Source organism: Asticcacaulis taihuensis (assembly GCF_900100255.1).
GTDB lineage: Bacteria > Pseudomonadota > Alphaproteobacteria > Caulobacterales > Caulobacteraceae > Asticcacaulis > Asticcacaulis taihuensis.
Genome location: NZ_FMTS01000003.1, coordinates 121,952 through 139,039, shown reverse-complemented (window position 1 = coordinate 139,039; position 17,088 = coordinate 121,952). Strand labels below are relative to the sequence as shown.

Genomic DNA, 17,088 nt, shown 5'->3' with positions numbered 1-17,088 from the left:
AGCATGACACAGTCCCGCAGACTCCTCACCGGCCTGGCTCTGGGCGCCCTGATGGCTGTCACCGCCTGTCACAGGGCACCGAAAAATGACCAGACGGCAACCCCCGCCGCACCATCGGCGCCCGTCCCCCTGACCTTTGCCAATTCCAATGCCGATGCAGAGGTCAGTCTCACCCTGCCCGAAGCGATCAAACTCTATCCCGAACTGCACGCCCGCCTGTTCACCGAAGCTCAGACGACGCTCACCGCCTTTATGGACCAGGCGCACAAGGACCGCGCCCAGAACAGCGCTGACGGCATCGAGGAACCGCCCTATTATCACAGCATCGTCTGGAAGATCGCCGCCCAGACGCCGCGTCTTGTCTCGGTCTTTTCCGAGGAAGATGATTACCAGGGTGGCGCCCACCCCAATCACACCATCCAGACCTTGTTATGGGACAAGACCGCGAAGACGGCGATCGACACCAAACGCCTGTTCAGGCCCGGCGCCGATTTCAAGGCCATCGACGCCTATCTCTGCCATCAGGTCGAGGCCGAGCGCTCGAAGCGCGCCGGCGAACCCATATCGCAGTCCGGCTCCGGCTTCGCGTGTCCGAAATTTGCCGAAAGCCGCCTGGTGCTCATCCCGGCGGCGGGCGGCGGCACGGCCGGCGCGATCGATGCGCTATACGCCCCCTATGATGTCGGCCCCTACGCCGAGGGGCCATACGAAATCCGCGTGCCTCAGACCATGCTGGGCGATGTACTGGCGCCGGAATTTTCCGATCAGTTCGGCGGCGACCCGGTCAAAGACCAGGCCCTGAGCGATCCGGACGCCCAATGAGCGATACCGAGTGACCGACAAGGCGTCGTTTATCCGGGCCAATACTCGCCCCCTGCCTGTGCCTTCCTTGCCGTCGATCCGGCTTTATCAGGCCGATGAGGTCACGCCGTTGTGGCTGATGACCGAACAGGATATGGCGGCCCAGCGCCTGGCCCCGCCTTTCTGGGCCTTCGCCTGGTCGGGCGGTCAGGCCCTGGCGCGGTACATAGTTGAGCATCCGGAAATTGTCAAAGGTCAGCGCGTGCTCGATATCGCCTGCGGTTCGGGTCTGGTCGGCATCGCGGCCAGGCTGGCCGGCGCACAAAGCGTGCTGTGCAATGATATTGACCCTTACGCCGAAGCCGCCGTGGCACTGAATGCCGAATTGAACGGCATGGAACTGGCATTTACGGGCGAAAATCTGCTGGCGGCCCCTGTGCCTGATGTTGATATCATCCTGGCCGGGGATATCTGCTACGAAAAACCGATGACCGACGCCATGCTGACATATTTTCGCCGCGCCGCCCCCCACAAGATAGAGGTCTATATCGGCGATCCCCACCGGACCTATTTCCCGAAAACGGGCCTGACCCGGCTGGCGGATTACGATATCCTGACCAATGCCGATATCGAGGAAGCGGCGGTCAAGCCGGCCAGCGTCTGGAAACTGGAAAACTGAACATGCCTGAACACCACAAGATCGACTATATCGAATTTCCCGGTAGCGACTTAGGCGCGGTGAAAGACTTCTACAGCAAGGCATTCGGCTGGAATTTCATCGATTACGGCCCGACCTATGCGGCCTTGGCTAATGCCGGGCTTGACGGCGGCTTTCAGGCCGATCCGGCCGAGACTTCCGCAAAGCCCCTGGTGATCCTATATAGTGAGGATCTTGAGGCGTCGCTCGCGGCCGTAAAAGCCCAAGGGGCGGTGATCGTGAAATCGATCTTTGACTTCCCCGGCGGACGGCGGTTCCATTTTACCGACCCGTCGGGTAACGAACTGGCGGTCTGGTCGGATAAGCAGAGGTCCAAGTAGAGGTCCAAGTAGAGGTAACGTGCGTAAGCTTGACTGGCTTTCCCTGATAGTGCTCGCAGCGGCGATAGCTCAGCCTGCCACGGCGGCGCTTGTCCCACCGAAACCACCGACGCCGCAGGAACAGCTCAAGGCTCTGACCGACAAGGCCGAAGGCGGTGATGCCCAGGCGCAATACGACCTGGCCCAGGTCTATTTCGATGCCCTGCTCGATCAAAAGGCCGATGAAAAAACCGCGCTTTCATGGATCACCAGATCGGCTGAGGCCGGCAATGCCAGTGCGCAATATGACCTGGCGGTCGCCTATCGCCTGGGTCACGGCGTCAAGCCGGATGCCGCCCAGTCGCTCACATGGTATGTACAGGCCGCCGATCAGGGCCGTGACGAGGCCCGCGCCTTTGTCTGCGAAGCCTATACCCAAAGCGACACCGTCACGCCGGACTGGCCAAAATCCCTGCCCTATTGCCAGACGGCGGCCGAAAAGGGCGACGCCAACGCGCAATACGCCGTGGGCATGGCCTATCTTGAAGGCCGCGGCGTCACGCCTGACAATGCCCTGGCCCTGGCCAGTCTGAAAAAGGCCGCCGATCAGGGCCATGCTGGCGCGCTGACCGAACTCGGCCAGATCTACATGATCGGCGATCTGGCGCCGCAGGACCAGACCGAAGCCGTCAACCTGTTCAAGAAGGCGGCCAAACGCGGCGACCGTCAGGCGGTGCGCCTGCTGGCCCATCAGTATGAGACCGGTGCGGGCACGCCGGTCGATATCGGTCGCGCCGCCCGGCTGTACCGCATTCTGGCCCGCGACGACACGGACAGCGCTGCGAAGGACTGGCTGAAAGCCCACCCGGATGCGCCGGACGACACGGTGCTGGAGCTCAACAAGATCCCGCGCGACATCATGTTCTTTGCCACCGAAACCAATGATCCGCGCTTCCAGACCATGGATATCCACGGCTATTACGATCAGTTGAGCGTCTCGGCTTATCCGGTCGATGCCCAGAATGACAAGGTCGGCGGCCGGGCCTCGGCGGAATGCCGCTTTACGACCTCGGGCGATCTCGATGACTGCGTGCTGACGGAAGAAGACCCGAAGGGCTATGGCTTCGGCGCCTCGCTGATGCGGATCATGGATCGCCTCGGCACATCCGGTAACAAGACCGACTGGGCGAAGAGCTATGACGGCAAGTCCCTGCGCCTCTCCATGCGCTGGAAGCCGGACTGACTATTCAAATTCCGGCTTGAAAGGTCCGGGCCGGTAACCGAAATCGATCGTGGCGCCGCTGTGATCGAACCACAGGTCGGTATTCATACGCAGCACCATCTGGACATTGCGCTTCAGCCGTTTCGGCCGCACCAGGTTAGCCACGAAAAAACCGATACGCCACAGAAGTTCCGGCAGGGCGATGATCACCGGCGCACGGCCGAGCGCCTCAAAAATGCGCCGCACCATGGCGGCATAGGTCAGGTCTTCGCCACCGCTGAGATTATATACCTTGTTGAAACTGGGCTTTGCCGTCAGGGCCTGCATGGCCGCCTTTGCCAGATCACGGGCATGAACCGGCTGGCGCAGGCCCTTAGCCAGGCCGCAGACCGGGAAGAACCCCAGCTTGCGGATCAGATCGGCGATGCGCGTGACATTCTCGTCCAGCCCTTCATCATAGATCAGAGTCGGGCGCAGAATGGTGAAGGCCACGCCGCGCGCCTCGCAGAAAGCGGTCAGTGTCTCCTCACCCGCCGCCAGTTTGGCCACCACCTCGCGCTCCGCCGCCTCCCCCGATGCCCCCTTCGTCAGCCGGCTGGTCGAGGAAAAGGCGATGATGCGCTTCATGCCGAGACCGACCAGGCGTTCCAGCAGAACATCGGTGATCAGCCAGATCGGCGCGCAGACAATGACGGCCGCGAAGGTGCGGTCCGGCTGGAAATCGTAAGGCCGCGCGGTATCGAGGATGACACCCTGTTTCGCCACCGGCTGGCGTGAACTGTAGCGGACGGACTCTTCCGGCCAGCCGGCGGCCCTGATCGCCTCCGGCATACGCCGCCCGATCAGGGAACGCGCGCCGATCACCAACAAGCCTTTTTTGTCCGTTATCACACAGTATCTCCAGCGAATCCTGACACCTTGGCCGAGTTGATGCCGGTTTTCAAGCTTGCGGCAAATGCGACACCGGCGCCCATTGCCAGCGCTCGCGTTCCGGCTTATGCGGAGGAGCCGTCTCCGAGCCTGAGTACCAGAGGAACAAAATGGCCGCCTATAAATCCCTGCGTGAGTTTATCGACAAACTGGAAGCCGCCGGCGAACTGGTGCGGGTAAAGACGCCCGTCTCCACGCACCTCGAAATGACCGAGATCCAGACCCGCCTGCTGGCCGAAAAGGGCCCGGCGGTGCTATTCGAAAACGTCACCCTGGAAGACGGCACGCCCTCCCCCATGCCGGTCCTGGTCAATCTGTTCGGCAATGTGAAGCGCGTCGCCATGGGCGTTACCCTGGAAGGAAAGGAACGCACCACCGCGCCGGAACTGCGCGAAGTCGGCGAACTGCTGGCCTTCCTGCGCCAACCGGAACCGCCGCGCGGCTTGAAGGATGCCGTGGGTATGCTGCCGCTGATGCAGACCGTGCTTTCGATGCGACCAAAGACGATAAAAACCGCGCCGGTTCAGGAGATTGTCCTCACCGGCGAAGATATCGATTTAACGAAGCTGCCGATTCAGGGCTGCTGGCCGGGCGAGCCAGCGCCGCTGATCACCTGGCCGCTGATCGTCACCAAGGGCCCTTCGGATACGCGCGAAGATGACTACAATCTCGGCATCTACCGGATGCAGGTCCTGGGCAAAGACCGAACCATCATGCGCTGGCTGGCTCATCGCGGCGGCGCCCAGCACCATCGCCGCTGGAAAGCAGAAGGCAAGCGCGAGCCCCTGCCCGCCGCGGCCGTGCTTGGCGCCGATCCGGGCCTGATCCTGGCCGCCGTGACGCCGGTGCCGGATACCCTGTCGGAATATCAGTTCGCGGGTCTTTTGCGTGGACAAAAGGCCGAACTGGTACCGGCTAAAACGGTCCCCCTCATGGTGCCGGCCCATGCCGAAATCGTGCTGGAGGGCCATGTCCTGCTTGATGACTATGCCGATGAAGGCCCTTACGGCGATCACACCGGCTATTATAATTCAGTCGAGAAGTTCCCGATCTTCAAGATCAGCGCCATCACCATGCGCAAGACACCGATCTACCTCTCGACCTTCACCGGCCGCCCGCCCGATGAACCTTCCGTGCTCGGCGAGGCGTTAAATGAAGTCTTTATCCCGTTGATCCAGCAGCAGTTTCCGGAAATCGTCGATTTCTGGTTGCCGCCGGAAGGCTGTTCCTACCGTATCGCCGTCATTAGCATGAAGAAAGCCTATCCCGGTCACGCCAAGCGCGTGATGATGGGGGCGTGGTCTTATCTGCGCCAGTTCATGTACACCAAATGGATCATTGTGGTGGATGACGACATCAATGCCCGCGACTGGAAGGACGTCATGTGGGCGCTCTCCACCCGCATGGACCCGGCGCGCGATATCATGCTCGTGGAAAACACCCCGATCGATTATCTTGACTTCGCCTCACCGGAATCAGGCTTAGGTTCCAAGATCGGCCTGGACGCCACCAACAAGTGGGCGCCGGAAACCCATCGTGAATGGGGCGAGAAGCTCTATATGGAGCAATCCATCATTGATCGCGTGTCGGAAAAGTGGGCCGAGATGGGCCTGCCAGGCCAAGGAAAATCCATCTGGAAATAATCAGACGGCCCTGAGGGCGGTTTGGCCGCGCGCCGCCTCGTCATGCAGCCAGGGTAACACCTCTTCGGCCAGCATAGGCTTTGAGAACAGATACCCCTGGATATAGCGGGCGCGAATCTGGGCCAGCTTGTTCATTTCGGTCTGGGTTTCGACACCCTCGATGACGCAGTCCAGGTTCAGGTTGCGGCACAGGTCGATGATTGTCTTGATGATTTTCAGCGCCGAACTGTGCTGGAGAAGCTGCACAACGAAGCTGCGGTCAATCTTGATTTTATCGACCGGCAGGCGGTGGATATAGCTGAAACTGGAATAGCCTGAGCCGAAATCATCGATAGCAATGCGGCAGCCCATGGCCTTCAGACGGACCAGCGCCTCGCAGGCCTGCTCGAAATCGGTCAGCATGGCGGTTTCCGTGATTTCGAACTCGATCCGGCGCGGATCTATCCTTGAGTCACGCACAGCATTGCAGATATTGGTGATCGAAATGCCTGAGCGCAGGTCGCGGGCCGACAGGTTGAAAGACACCCTGGTCTGCGCCGGCCACTCGCGTACCTGCTTCAGGGCCTTTTCCAGCAAAATCAGGGTAATCTGGGTGATCAGGCCGGAGCGCTCCGCCGCCTTGATGAAGATATCCGGACGCACACTGCCGAGTTTGCGGCTGTTCCAGCGCGCCAGAGCCTCGAAACTGATGGTGCGGTTTTCGATGACATCGACCTGAGGCTGGAACATGATCGACAGTTCGGCGTCGAGATCGCTGGTGCGCAGGGCCTGGTCTACCTGGCTGAAATCGCGCATCTCGGTTTCGTGCTTCTCGGTGAAGACCACCGGCGCGCCCCGCACGTTCTGCTTGGCAAAATAGAGGGCGTAATCGGCACGCTCCAGCAGTTGCGACGGCGTAAACTGACCCGAGGCACAGCGCACAAAGCCGACACTGCCGGAAATATGGGCGGTCACGCTGCCGAGGAAATAGGTATCGCGCAGGGCATCGCAAAGCTGCGTTCCGAAAGCGTCCAGTTCGGCAGGCGCCGTATCGCCGTAGAGGACAATGGCAAATTCATCGCCACCCATCCGCGCCGCAAAGGCCCGCTCGCCGCAGACCTGGCGCAGCCGGTTGCCAACCTCGATCAGCAGGGCATCGCCAACGCTGTGGCCGTAGATATCATTGATCGGCTTGAAGCCGTCGAGGTCGATCAGGGCCAGATGAAACGGCTTCTGTCCGACGCTGACGCCTGCCAGGACCGCGTCCATAACCTGGAAAAAACTGCGCCGATTAGGCAGGCCGGTCAGCACGTCGCTGTCGGCCATGGATTGCGCTTCCATGCGCAGGCTTTCGGCAATCACGCGTGCCTTAACGGCGCGCAACAGGGTTTGGCGGACGATATAGGTCAGGAAGGCTGTCAGGGGCAGTATAAGCGCCACCAGCCCGACATTATCGGCATTCATCGGGGTGTGGTGCTGGTGCTTCAACCAGGCGACCGTGAAAATGCACAGCGAAACACTAGGGATAACCACCCGCAGGCTCACCCCTGTGGTGGCGAAAACCAGCGCCAGAAAGACGAAATAGACCAGGCGGTCGCTGTCGAAATGCAAACTCTGGAAAACGACCGGATTGAGATAGAGCAGAAAATTGATCGTCAGGCTGGCGATGTTCAACTGGTAGACGCGCCGGGCGCTTTTCAGCCAGAAGAAATAGAAATAGAATCCAGCCAGCATGGTGAGGGCCGACAGGCTGGCCATCACAACCAGTCCCGGGCCGCTTTCGGTCCAGAAGCGATTGAGCGTGACCATAATATAATAGCCGCCATTAACGAGGCAGAAGCTGGATACGATCGGCTTCATGGCCGATACTTCCTCAGCTTCGCTCACGCTGTCTTCCGCGCTGGCCTGTGTTGACCGGTTATTCAGCAAGGTGGCAAAGATCGACTTTATCCAACGCAACATTACCGGCCCAACCCTGTTTTAAACGCATCAGGCGCGGCCTGACCGCAACATTCATAAAAGTCACACCTAAAAAAAACGCTAATCTGCGGTAATTTAATGCTGCTCAATGCGTCTTTTGTCGCGGAAAGTGGATTTTTAGTCGGCGCATACGGGCGTCAGATTTTTCAAACATGCATTTTAAATTGTCACAAACGAGACTTGCTTTCACATCCTCGCCGGGCCTATAGAATTTTCATGTTGCAAACGCGAAACGACACTCTGAACGCTTCGGCAGACACCCGGTTCGAGCGCCTCGAAAACCTGTTGACGGCCGCCCGCAAGGCCGGTGCCGATGCCTGCGAGGCCGTCTTCGCTGAAAGCCGCTCCCTGTCGGTCGGCGTCCGCAAGGGCGCGGTCGAAACCGTCGAGCGCGACGAAAACAGCGATCTCGGCCTGCGCGTTTTCGTCGGCCAGAAACAGGCCGTGGTTTCGGTTTCCGAGTTTTCGCAAAGCACGCTGGATCGACTGGTCGAGCGCGCCGTCGCCATGGCCCGTCTGGCGCCGGATGACGCCTATGCCGGCCTGGCCGACCCCAGCCGACTGTATAAGGACGCGCCCGTCGATCTCCAGCTTTTCGACGACACACATCTCAGCGCCGAAAGCCTGCAACAGCGTGCGCTCGATATTGAAACCGCCGGCTTGTCGCTCGGTAATGACGCCCTTCAAAGCGATGCCGCCAGCACCGGCTATGTCCAGAACCAGTGGTCAATGCTGACGTCCGGTGGCTTCCGTGGCCACCACCAGACCAGTCTGTTCTTCCAGTCGGGCCGCTATATCGCCACCGACGCCGACGGCAATATGGAGCGCGACGGCGAAGGCCGCAGCGTACGCTTCGCTTCCGACCTGCCCGATGTGACCGAGACCGGCCGTATCGCCGCCGAACGCGCACTTGCGGCGCTTGGCGCGCGCAAGATCGAGACGCAAAAAGCCTCGGTTATTTTCGACAAGCGCATCGCCAAGTCTTTGATCAGTCAATTCATCGGCGCCATTTCCGGCACCATGATTGCGCGCGGGTCCAGCTTCCTGAAGGACAGGCTGGGCCAGCAACTGTTCGATTCGTCCGTGCAGATCATCGACAATCCCTTGCGCGTACGCGGCCTGGGCTCCTGCCTGTGCGATGACGAAGGCGTGGCCGTCAGCGAACGCGCCATCATCAAGGATGGTGTTTTAAACGGCTGGTTGCTGAACAGTTCGGCGGCGAAACAACTCGGCATGACCACCACAGGCCATGCCTCGCGCAGCCTGGCCAATGCGCCAGGCGTTTCGACGCATAATGTCACGCTCAGCGCCGGCACGGAAACGATTGAAAGCTTGATGGCCTCGGCCGGAAAAGGCGTGATCGTCACCTCGATGTTCGGCCCCAGCGTCAATAACGACACCGGCGACTGGTCGGCAGGCGCCTCCGGCTTCTGGTTCGAGAACGGCGTCATCGCCTATCCGGTCAATGAAATCACCGTGGCCGGCAATCTGATCGATATCTACAGCCGCCTCGTCCCCGCCAGTGACCTGGAAATCAAGGGCACGCTCGATACACCGAGCTTGCTCGTCGAGTCTTTGAGCGTCGGGGGCAAATAATGCGCGATGACCACGCGACAGACCTTGAACTGATCATCGACAAGGTTCGTCGCGCCGGCGCGCTCGCCCAGCATCTCAAGACAAACGGCCTGAAGACCAGCTACAAGTCCGACGGCTCCATCGTCACCAATGCCGATACCGAGGTCAATCTGTGGCTGAAGGAGGCCCTGCTCGCCGCCCGCCCCGACTACGGCTGGCAGAGCGAGGAAGAAGCTGACAATGCTGAACGCCTGACCAGTTTGCGCACCTTCGTGCTCGATCCGATCGACGGCACGATGGGCCTCTCCAAGGGCAGCCCCTACTGGACGATCGCGCTTGCCGTCATCGAGGCCAACCAACCGGTCGCTGCCGCCGTCTATGCGCCCGACTCAAATGAAATGTACGCGGCTGCCTTTGGTGAAGGCGCCTGGCTGAACGGCGAACTTATTCGGGCCAGCCAGCGCGACACCCTGGAAGACGCCGAGGTTCTGGGCGATGCCCGCCTGTTTGGCAGGGACATCTGGCCCCTGCCCTGGCCGCGTCTCAGTGTCCATTCACGCCCGTCCGTGGCCTATCGCATGGTCAGCGTCGCGGCCGGAAAGGCCGATTTCACCCTGGCCCTGACGCCGAAGCGCGACTGGGACGTGGCCGCCGCCACCCTGATCGCCCAGGAAGCCGGCGCGGTGGTTTCGGACCATTTAGGAAATCCTTATGGATTCAATGCTATAGACAGCCTCAAACCCAGCCTGATCTGCGCGGGCGCGCCGCTTTTCGATGAAATCATCCGGCGCTGCGCCCACCTGGAGCACCTTTAATATCAAAGAGTAAGAGACAATGAGCGATAAGCAACTCCTCCATCTCGTCATCGGCGGCGAACTTTCGAGCCTTGACGGCACCACCTTCAAGGATCTGAAGAAGATCGAGTTCGTCGGCGCCTATCCGAACAATGCCGAAGCGGTCCTCGCCTGGCGTTCCAAGGCACAATCAACCGTTGACAACGCCCTGATGCGCTATTTCGTCATCCATGCCCACAAGCTGATCGATCCGTCGACCGACGATCACAGCCATTAAATATACCAAAGGCCGCCGGATCATTCGGCGGCTTTTTCTATTCCCGTTTCAATAGCTTATCGGTCAGCAGGGTGCCCCACCAACTGGCCTTGAAAGTCGCTTTCAGCTTGTCTGGATCGTAATCCGGCCCCTGCGTCCAGTCCCAGAAACTGATTCCTTTAGGCTCTATATCGCGAAGGTAAACCTCGAACACATAATCGAGCACGCCGGTATGGCCGGCCTTCATATGCAGGGTGCGCAGGCCCAGTTCGCGCGCCGAATCGCGGATCGAATGGCCCAGATGGAAATGCCGGTAGAGCACGCTCATCATGCCGGCGCGGTCGGCGCCCGACTTGCAATGCAGCAGGGCTGGATATTCAATGCGGTCGAACAATGTCTTTGCTTCGCGGAACTCGGCGGCGGTGGGCAGGCTGCGCGAGGTCAGGCCGAAATCCTCCAGTGTGAGCCCCAGTTTTTCACAGGCGTGTTTTTCGAGATAGTAGAACGATCCCTTGCCGCCGCGCAGGTTGATGACCGTCTTTACGCCCTGTTTCTTCCACCAGGCCAGTTGAAACGGCCATGGCTGATTGGTGCGCACCATGTCCGGCCCGATCCAGTGGGCATTGGTGAAGCCGATTCGCAAATAGGCATGATCAGCCCACAGATAGTGCAGATAGGTGGTGAACAGCCCCCATTTGGTATCCGTCGGAAACGGCTTAACGTGTGATTTTTTAGGGAGCAGCTTCATTTTTTCTCGTAGGTGCTCAAGCGCCGCACGGCTACGCGCAAACGTGCGCGGCGGGCGCTTGCCCTTGCCAAAAGCGCAGAACGCTTTTGGAGGGATGGATTCGGCTGTTCATTAACACATAAACAGGCGACAGGTTTGAAGAAATCACGCATAAGCCTATATAATCGCTCAAGAAGCTTTTTCCAGACCTAGCATGACCACCACGCCGACCACCGCCGCGACTGAAATGCGCACCTCCGTGCTGGTCGCCCGAGTGTGGTCGCAATACCTGGCGCCGCAAAAGGGCCTGCTGTCATTCGCTATCGCCTGTGCTGTGCTTGTAGCGGTGACCACGACCGTGGTGGTCGGCTGGCTTGATCCGGCCATCAACCTTCTGTTTCACGTCAACAGCGCCGACGATCGCATAACGCCGCACCTGCCGGCATGGATCACGACGCATCCGCTGATCTCGGTGCCCGCCGTGATCATCGTCTTCGGCCTGCTCCGCTTCGCCGGCCAGCGCGGCCTGACCACGACGCTGAACCGCGTTGGCAATCAACTGGTCGGGCGCATTCAGGAACAACTGTTCTCGCGGCTGGTTCGCGCCGATCTGGGCCATCTGCAAAAAGCTCATTCCGGCCAGTACTTATCGTCGGTTCTTTACGATGCGGATCAGGTGCGAGATGCCGCCTCGACCGGGCTGGTGCAGTATATTCAGGCCCTGCTGCTGGTCATCGGCAACCTCGCCTTCATGTTCTGGACCGACTGGTCGATGACCCTGGTGGTCTTGCTCGCTGGACCGGTGATTGGGGCGGTCATGGGCAAATACCTTAAAGCCACGCGCAAGGCCGCCCAGGGCGCCATGGCCGAGACTTCGTCGCTTTCCACCGCTGTCATGGAAAGCCTCGATGGTGTCAAGATCGTCAAGATCGCCAACCAGGAAGCTGCCGAAGAGGCGCGTGTCGGCGAAGTCATTAACCGTCGCCAACGCTTCCTGATCAAGGGGGCCAATGCCCGCTCCATGGCGGCCCCGGCCACCGAAGTCCTGACCGCCTTCCTGCTGGCCGGGCTGCTGGCCTTTGCCGGCTGGCGCGCCCAGGCCGGGCATCTGACCGTGGCGGGCCTCTTCGCCTATGTCGCCGCGCTCGGCACGGCCAGTCAGGCCCTGCGCCAACTGGCCGGCCTGCAAGGCACCTTCACGCAAGGTCTGACCGCCGCCCGCAGGCTTTTCGCGGCGCTCGATATCGAACCGGAAATTGTCGATGCCGCCAATGCGAAACCGCTGTCCCGTGACTTCAAGGCCATCACCTTCGATCACGCCGGCTTTGCCTATGCCGAGGCGGCCGTTCTGCGCGACGTCAGTTTCACGGCAAAAGCGGGGGAAAGCATCGCCCTGGTCGGACCGTCCGGTTCGGGAAAATCAACATTGCTTAATCTGCTGCCGCGCTTCTATGATTTAACGAATGGTGATATCCGCTTCGATGAGGTCAGCCACCGCGACCTGTCGATCACGTCTTTGCGCAGCCGCATCGCCCTCGTGACACAAGACCCCTTCCTGTTCGACGACACCATCCGCGCCAATATCGCCTATGGCAACCCGAACGCCACGCCTGAGCAGATCGAGCAGGCGGCCAGGGACGCCGCCGCCGATGACTTCATCACCGCCTTGCCGCAGGGCTACGACACCCGCGTCGGCGAAGCCGGTTCGCGGCTTTCCGGCGGGCAAAAACAACGCATTGCCATCGCCCGCGCCTTCCTGAAGAACGCGCCGTTGCTGCTGCTCGATGAGGCGACCTCGGCGCTTGATACCCAGTCTGAGATCAAGGTTCAGGAAGCGCTGGAACGCCTGATGAAAGGGCGCACCACCTTCATGATCGCGCACCGGCTTTCCACCATTCGCCATGCCGACCAGATACTGGTGCTGGATCAGGGGAAAATCGTCGAGCGTGGCACGCATGACCAGTTGATCAGGGCGAATGGCCTCTATGCCAGCCTGGCCGCCACCCAGTTCGGCGCGCCGGTGACGGAGGCCGCGCAATGAAGGACATCCTCCAGTCACCCTTCATGCAGGATCTGATCGCCGGCACACTCGTCGGCTACCTGAAATTCTGTTACAAAACAACGCGCTGGACCATAGAAGGTCAGGCACCGGTTGAGGCCATATGGGATGGCAAAGGGCCGGTCGTGCTGATGTTCTGGCATGGCCGCCTGCATCTGGGACACGCCTCCTGGCCACGCGATCGCGGTCAGCCGGTCTGCGTGCTCGCCTCGATGTCGAAAAGCGGCGAGGTCAGCATGAAAATCAACACCCGCTTCGGCTATCATTCCATCCGCGGTTCCTCGGCCAAGAAGTCCGACCCGACCAAGCAGAAGGGCGGCGCCCAGGCCTTCCGCGAACTGATCCGCTGGATTCGTGGCGACCGGGACACCGGCGGTCGCTGCGTCGCCATGACGCCGGATGGCCCGCGTGGCCCGTCGCGGGTCATGACCGAAGGGTCGCTCAAACTGTCGCAGATGTCCGGCGCCCCGCTTGTTGTGCTGGGGCAATCGACAAAAAACTACATGGAATTCAAGACCTGGGACCGGATGCGCATTCCCCTGCCCTTCTCACGTGGCGCCATGGTCTGGGGCGTTCTTCCGGCCATTCCGGCCGATACCGATGAAACGGCGATGGAGGCGCTGCGCCTTCAGGCCGAACAGGCCCTGACCGGCGTGACCGATCGCGCCGATGAAATACTGGGCCTTGTGCCGCAGGGGGCATCATGAGCCTCTCGCTATCTATTTATCAACGATTGATGGGCGCGGCGCACGGCATCGCTCCCGGCCTGCTGAAAAGGCGCGTCCAGCGCGGCAAGGAAGACGCCGCACGCTGGCGCGAAAAGCTGGGCCAGACCGATCATCCCCGCCCGGAAGGCCAACTCGTCTGGTTCCACGGCGTCAGTGTCGGCGAAAGCCTGTCGGTCCTGCCGGTGATCGTGGCCCTGTCGGTCGAGCGGCCGGACCTCAACATCCTGATCACCTCGGCCACAACCACCTCCGCGGATATCCTGGCCAAGCGTTTGCCCGAGGGCGTGATCCACCAGTACGCGCCGCTCGATACGCCACAGGCGGTCACAGGTTTCCTTGACCACTGGCGGCCCGACCTCGCCGTCTTTATCGAAAGCGATATCTGGCCCACCCAGTTGCGCGAACTGACCCGACGCGGTACGCCCCATGTCCTTCTTAGCGCCCGCATCACCGAAAAGACCTACAAAGGCTGGCAGCGCTTCAAGGGGGCCATGCGCTCGCTTCTGGCGGGCTACAGCCTGATCATGGCACAGGACAAGGCCAGCGAGGACCGTCTGAAAGCCATGGGGGTTACGCCGGGACCGCGCGCCAACCTGAAAACACTGGGCACTGCGCCGCCCGTCGATTCCAAGGCGCTGACCGAACTGAAAAAGCAGATCGGCAAACAATTCGTCTATTTTGCCGCCAGCACCCATTATGGCGAGGACAGCCTGATCGCCAAGACGCTGGAACCGGCGCTCTGGGGCGGCGACCTGCTCATCCTGGCACCGCGCCACCCGATCCGCGCCGGCGAAATCCGGCTTGATCTCGAAGCCATGGGGCTGAAGGTGGCACAGCGCTCGAAGAGCGAGCCAATCACCAGCCAGACCCACGTCTATCTCGCCGATACCCTCGGCGAACTCGGCCTGTTCTTTTCGGTGGCCGGCATTACCCTCATGGGCGGCAGCTTCCTCGAAAGCATCGGCGGGCACAATCCGCTTGAAGCCGCGCGCCTCGGCAAATGCGTCATTACCGGACCGGATATCAGCAACTGGGCAGGCATCTATGCCGACCTGCTCGATGCCGAGGGCGGTTTCCGCGTCAAGGGCACCGCCGAACTGGGCTTCCTGCTGAGCCAGCTTCGCCAGCACCCCGAAGTCGTGAAGGCCACCGACAAACGCGCCCTGGAAGTCAGCCGCAGGCAAGCCGACACGCTGGATGTCGTGTGGATGGCACTCGAACCTTTGCTGCCGCCGAAAACCGCGAAAAGCGCCCATGGCGATTAAGACCCCCGACTGGTGGTACAGAAAAAATGCCGCCGGCGCACCGTGGTGGCGGCCGCTTCTGTGGCCCCTGTCGCTGGTCTGGCGGGCGGTCAACGCCATCAAGGCGGCCAATGCTCGGCCCTACCGCTCGCCGCTTTTCGTTATCAGCGTCGGCAATGTAACTCTGGGCGGCTCCGGCAAGACGCCGATTACCGGTGCGTTGCTGGATCTTCTGGCACCGGAAGCCGTGGGCCTGTCGCGCGGTCATGGCGGCACGCTTACCGGCCCGATCACTGTTGATCCTCATACACATACGGCTGCCGAGGTCGGCGACGAACCCCTGATGCTGGCGCAGACACATCCCTTTGTAATCGCCGGTGACCGCGCTGCCGGCCTGCGTCTGATCGAGAAGCGGCGCAAGCCCCCAAAGCCCAGGATCGTCATCGTCGATGACGCCCACCAGAACCTGAAAATCGCCAAGGATCTGCATATCCTCGTCATCGACGGCGATACCCGCAATGGCGCCTGGCCTTTTGGCGATGGCGGCGTATGCCCTTATGGGCCGATGCGTGAGCCACTCAAACCCGGCCTAGCGCGGGCCGATATTTGCGTACTATGGATGCCGGATGAGGATGCCCAACCCGATCCGGACCTGCTGGCGCTGCTGGGCGATAAGCCCATCCTCATTGCCCGTCTCAAGGCTCAGGCTCCGGCCATTCCTGCGGCGGTCTATGGCTTTGCCGGCATTGCCAAGCCATGGAAGTTCGAAGCGACCCTGCGCAGCGAAGGTTATGATATCGCCGGCTTCCAAGGCTTCCCGGATCATGCCACTCTCACTACCGCCGAACTGCAAACCCTGGCGGCTAAGGCCGCGGCCGCCAATGCCCGCCTGATCACCACGCAGAAGGATTGGATCAAGCTCGATCCCGTCTGGCGCGCCCGCATCGCCTGCCTGCCGATTACCGCGAAATTCGATGACGAAGCCGGCCTGCTGGCCCTGATCCGGGCGCGACAGGGCTGACTTGCCTTGCGTTGTTAATTGCGCTTAGAATGACGCAAATAATAAAATAATGCCAAATAAACAATTTGGTTGGAGGAGATAGAGTGTTCAGTAAACTGGCAGGTACGGGCCTGACCCTGGCCTTGTGCGCGGGGCTGATGGTTTCGCACGCAAAAGCGGAGACGCCTTTTCAGTCCCTCACGCCCGAAGCGCAGGTGGCGCAGATGGGCCGGGGCGTCAATATCATCGGTTATGATCCCTTTTGGCAAAAAGGCGGCAAGGGCAACTATACGGAAGCCCACTTTAAGGCCATCCACGATGCCGGCTTCCGCAATATCCGCGTCGTGCTGTTTACCTTCAAACACCTGGACAAGGACGGTCAGCTTGATCCGGAGTGGCTGAAGAAGCTCGACTGGGTGGTCGAGATGGGCCAGAAATACGGCCTTAATACCATTCTCGACGAGCATGACTTTAACGACTGCGCGAAAGATGCCGCGACCTGCGCCGTCCAACTGAAGACTGTCTGGTCGCAACTGGCCACGCGTTACAAGGACGCGCCGAATACCGTCCTGTTTGAACTCCTCAACGAGCCGCACGATGCGCTGAATGGCGAAGTCTGGAACGACCTCTTCCCGCAGGTGCTGGCCGTGGTCCGTCAGTCGAACCCGACTCGAAATGTCATTGTCGGCCCCACGCACTGGAACAGCCGTAACGACCTGGACCAGTTGAAACTGCCGGAAGACGACCGCCACCTGATCGTCACTTTCCACTATTACGATCCGTTCAATTTCACCCATCAGGGTGCCTCATGGGCGCCCCCGGAAATCGAGAAGGGCCATGATATCCCCTTCGGCACGCCGGCCGAAATCGCGCAGATCAATGCCGATTTCGATGCGGTCAAGGCCTGGTCGGCGGCACATAACCGCCCGATCTTCCTTGGTGAATTCGGCGCCTATGACAAGGCGCCGATGGACAGCCGCGTACTATGGACCTCAAGCGTGGCCCGCAGTGCCGAGAGCCATGGCTTCGCCTTTGCCTACTGGCAATTCTCCAGCGATTTCATCCTCTATGACTTCAAGACACAGCAGTGGGTCAAGCCGATCCTGAATGCATTGATCCCGCCGAAGGAGTAA

The 17,088-nt window shown here is 60.6% G+C and carries 16 protein-coding genes; 13 read left to right on the top strand and 3 right to left on the bottom strand.

The window, feature by feature from the left end:
• The first annotated feature begins 3 nt into the window (after positions 1-3).
• From BLO49_RS09675 to BLO49_RS09660, 4 genes are read left to right on the top strand one after another with little or no spacing between them, the layout of a single operon-like run.
• Entirely contained in the window at positions 4-822 is an 819-nt protein-coding gene (locus BLO49_RS09675) for a DUF3298 and DUF4163 domain-containing protein (protein ID WP_090647687.1), read from the top strand.
• A gap of 10 nt (positions 823-832) precedes the next feature.
• Positions 833-1,480 carry a class I SAM-dependent methyltransferase gene (locus tag BLO49_RS09670; protein WP_090647685.1) on the top strand — a complete coding sequence of 216 codons (648 nt, stop codon included), beginning with the start codon at positions 833-835 and terminating at the stop codon, positions 1,478-1,480.
• Positions 1,481-1,482: 2 nt separating this feature from the next.
• On the top strand, positions 1,483-1,839 hold the full coding sequence (locus BLO49_RS09665) for a VOC family protein (protein ID WP_090647682.1): 357 nt from the start codon (positions 1,483-1,485) through the stop codon (positions 1,837-1,839).
• A gap of 19 nt (positions 1,840-1,858) precedes the next feature.
• On the top strand, positions 1,859-3,061 hold the full coding sequence (locus BLO49_RS09660; RefSeq protein ID WP_170828282.1) for a tetratricopeptide repeat protein: 1,203 nt from the start codon (positions 1,859-1,861) through the stop codon (positions 3,059-3,061).
• Here BLO49_RS09660 and BLO49_RS09655 read toward each other — a convergent pair whose 3' ends face one another.
• Complete coding sequence (locus BLO49_RS09655; protein ID WP_245678967.1) at positions 3,062-3,931, bottom strand: SDR family oxidoreductase; 870 nt, start codon at positions 3,929-3,931, stop codon at positions 3,062-3,064.
• A 149-nt stretch (positions 3,932-4,080) separates the two neighbouring features.
• Between BLO49_RS09655 and BLO49_RS09650 the strand changes: the two genes are divergently transcribed.
• Positions 4,081-5,613, top strand: coding sequence for a UbiD family decarboxylase (locus BLO49_RS09650; protein WP_090647674.1), 1,533 nt, complete (start codon positions 4,081-4,083; stop codon positions 5,611-5,613).
• Here the strand turns inward: BLO49_RS09650 and BLO49_RS09645 are convergent, their stop codons facing one another.
• Positions 5,614-7,554 (bottom strand): putative bifunctional diguanylate cyclase/phosphodiesterase, encoded by a 1,941-nt coding sequence (locus BLO49_RS09645; protein ID WP_090647672.1) that lies wholly within the window; start codon positions 7,552-7,554, stop codon positions 5,614-5,616.
• 234 nt (positions 7,555-7,788) lie between these two features.
• On the opposite strand from BLO49_RS09645, the gene BLO49_RS09640 reads away from it, so the two are divergent.
• The 3 genes from BLO49_RS09640 to BLO49_RS09630 are packed head-to-tail and all read left to right on the top strand — an operon-like array spanning position 7,789 to position 10,218.
• Positions 7,789-9,168 carry a TldD/PmbA family protein gene (locus tag BLO49_RS09640; protein WP_090647669.1) on the top strand — a complete coding sequence of 460 codons (1,380 nt, stop codon included), beginning with the start codon at positions 7,789-7,791 and terminating at the stop codon, positions 9,166-9,168.
• Positions 9,168-9,962: an inositol monophosphatase family protein gene (locus tag BLO49_RS09635; protein WP_170828281.1), complete on the top strand. Its 795-nt coding sequence runs from the start codon at positions 9,168-9,170 to the stop codon at positions 9,960-9,962. Before BLO49_RS09640 ends, BLO49_RS09635 begins: the two co-directional genes overlap by 1 nt.
• A gap of 19 nt (positions 9,963-9,981) precedes the next feature.
• Positions 9,982-10,218, top strand: a complete 237-nt coding sequence (locus tag BLO49_RS09630) for a DUF4170 domain-containing protein (protein ID WP_090647663.1) — start codon at positions 9,982-9,984, stop codon at positions 10,216-10,218.
• Between the two features lie 37 nt (positions 10,219-10,255).
• On the opposite strand, the gene BLO49_RS09625 is transcribed toward BLO49_RS09630, so the two are convergent.
• Complete coding sequence (locus BLO49_RS09625; RefSeq protein WP_090647660.1) at positions 10,256-10,945, bottom strand: fused DSP-PTPase phosphatase/NAD kinase-like protein; 690 nt, start codon at positions 10,943-10,945, stop codon at positions 10,256-10,258.
• 193 nt (positions 10,946-11,138) lie between these two features.
• Here BLO49_RS09625 and BLO49_RS09620 point away from each other — a divergent pair, with 193 nt between their 5' ends.
• The 5 genes from BLO49_RS09620 (at position 11,139) to BLO49_RS09600 (ending at position 17,088) form a co-directional block, all read left to right on the top strand.
• Positions 11,139-12,965, top strand: a complete 1,827-nt coding sequence (locus BLO49_RS09620; RefSeq protein WP_090647658.1) for an ABC transporter ATP-binding protein — start codon at positions 11,139-11,141, stop codon at positions 12,963-12,965.
• Entirely contained in the window at positions 12,962-13,690 is a 729-nt protein-coding gene (locus BLO49_RS09615) for a lysophospholipid acyltransferase family protein (RefSeq protein ID WP_090647656.1), read from the top strand. Before BLO49_RS09620 ends, BLO49_RS09615 begins: the two co-directional genes overlap by 4 nt.
• Positions 13,687-14,976 (top strand): 3-deoxy-D-manno-octulosonic acid transferase, encoded by a 1,290-nt coding sequence (locus BLO49_RS09610; protein WP_090647654.1) that lies wholly within the window; start codon positions 13,687-13,689, stop codon positions 14,974-14,976. Before BLO49_RS09615 ends, BLO49_RS09610 begins: the two co-directional genes overlap by 4 nt.
• A complete protein-coding gene (gene lpxK, locus BLO49_RS09605) occupies positions 14,966-15,976 on the top strand; it encodes a tetraacyldisaccharide 4'-kinase (RefSeq protein WP_090647652.1) in 1,011 nt (336 codons plus the stop codon). Before BLO49_RS09610 ends, lpxK begins: the two co-directional genes overlap by 11 nt.
• Before the next feature lie 83 nt (positions 15,977-16,059).
• Entirely contained in the window at positions 16,060-17,088 is a 1,029-nt protein-coding gene (locus tag BLO49_RS09600; RefSeq protein ID WP_220083720.1) for a glycoside hydrolase family 5 protein, read from the top strand.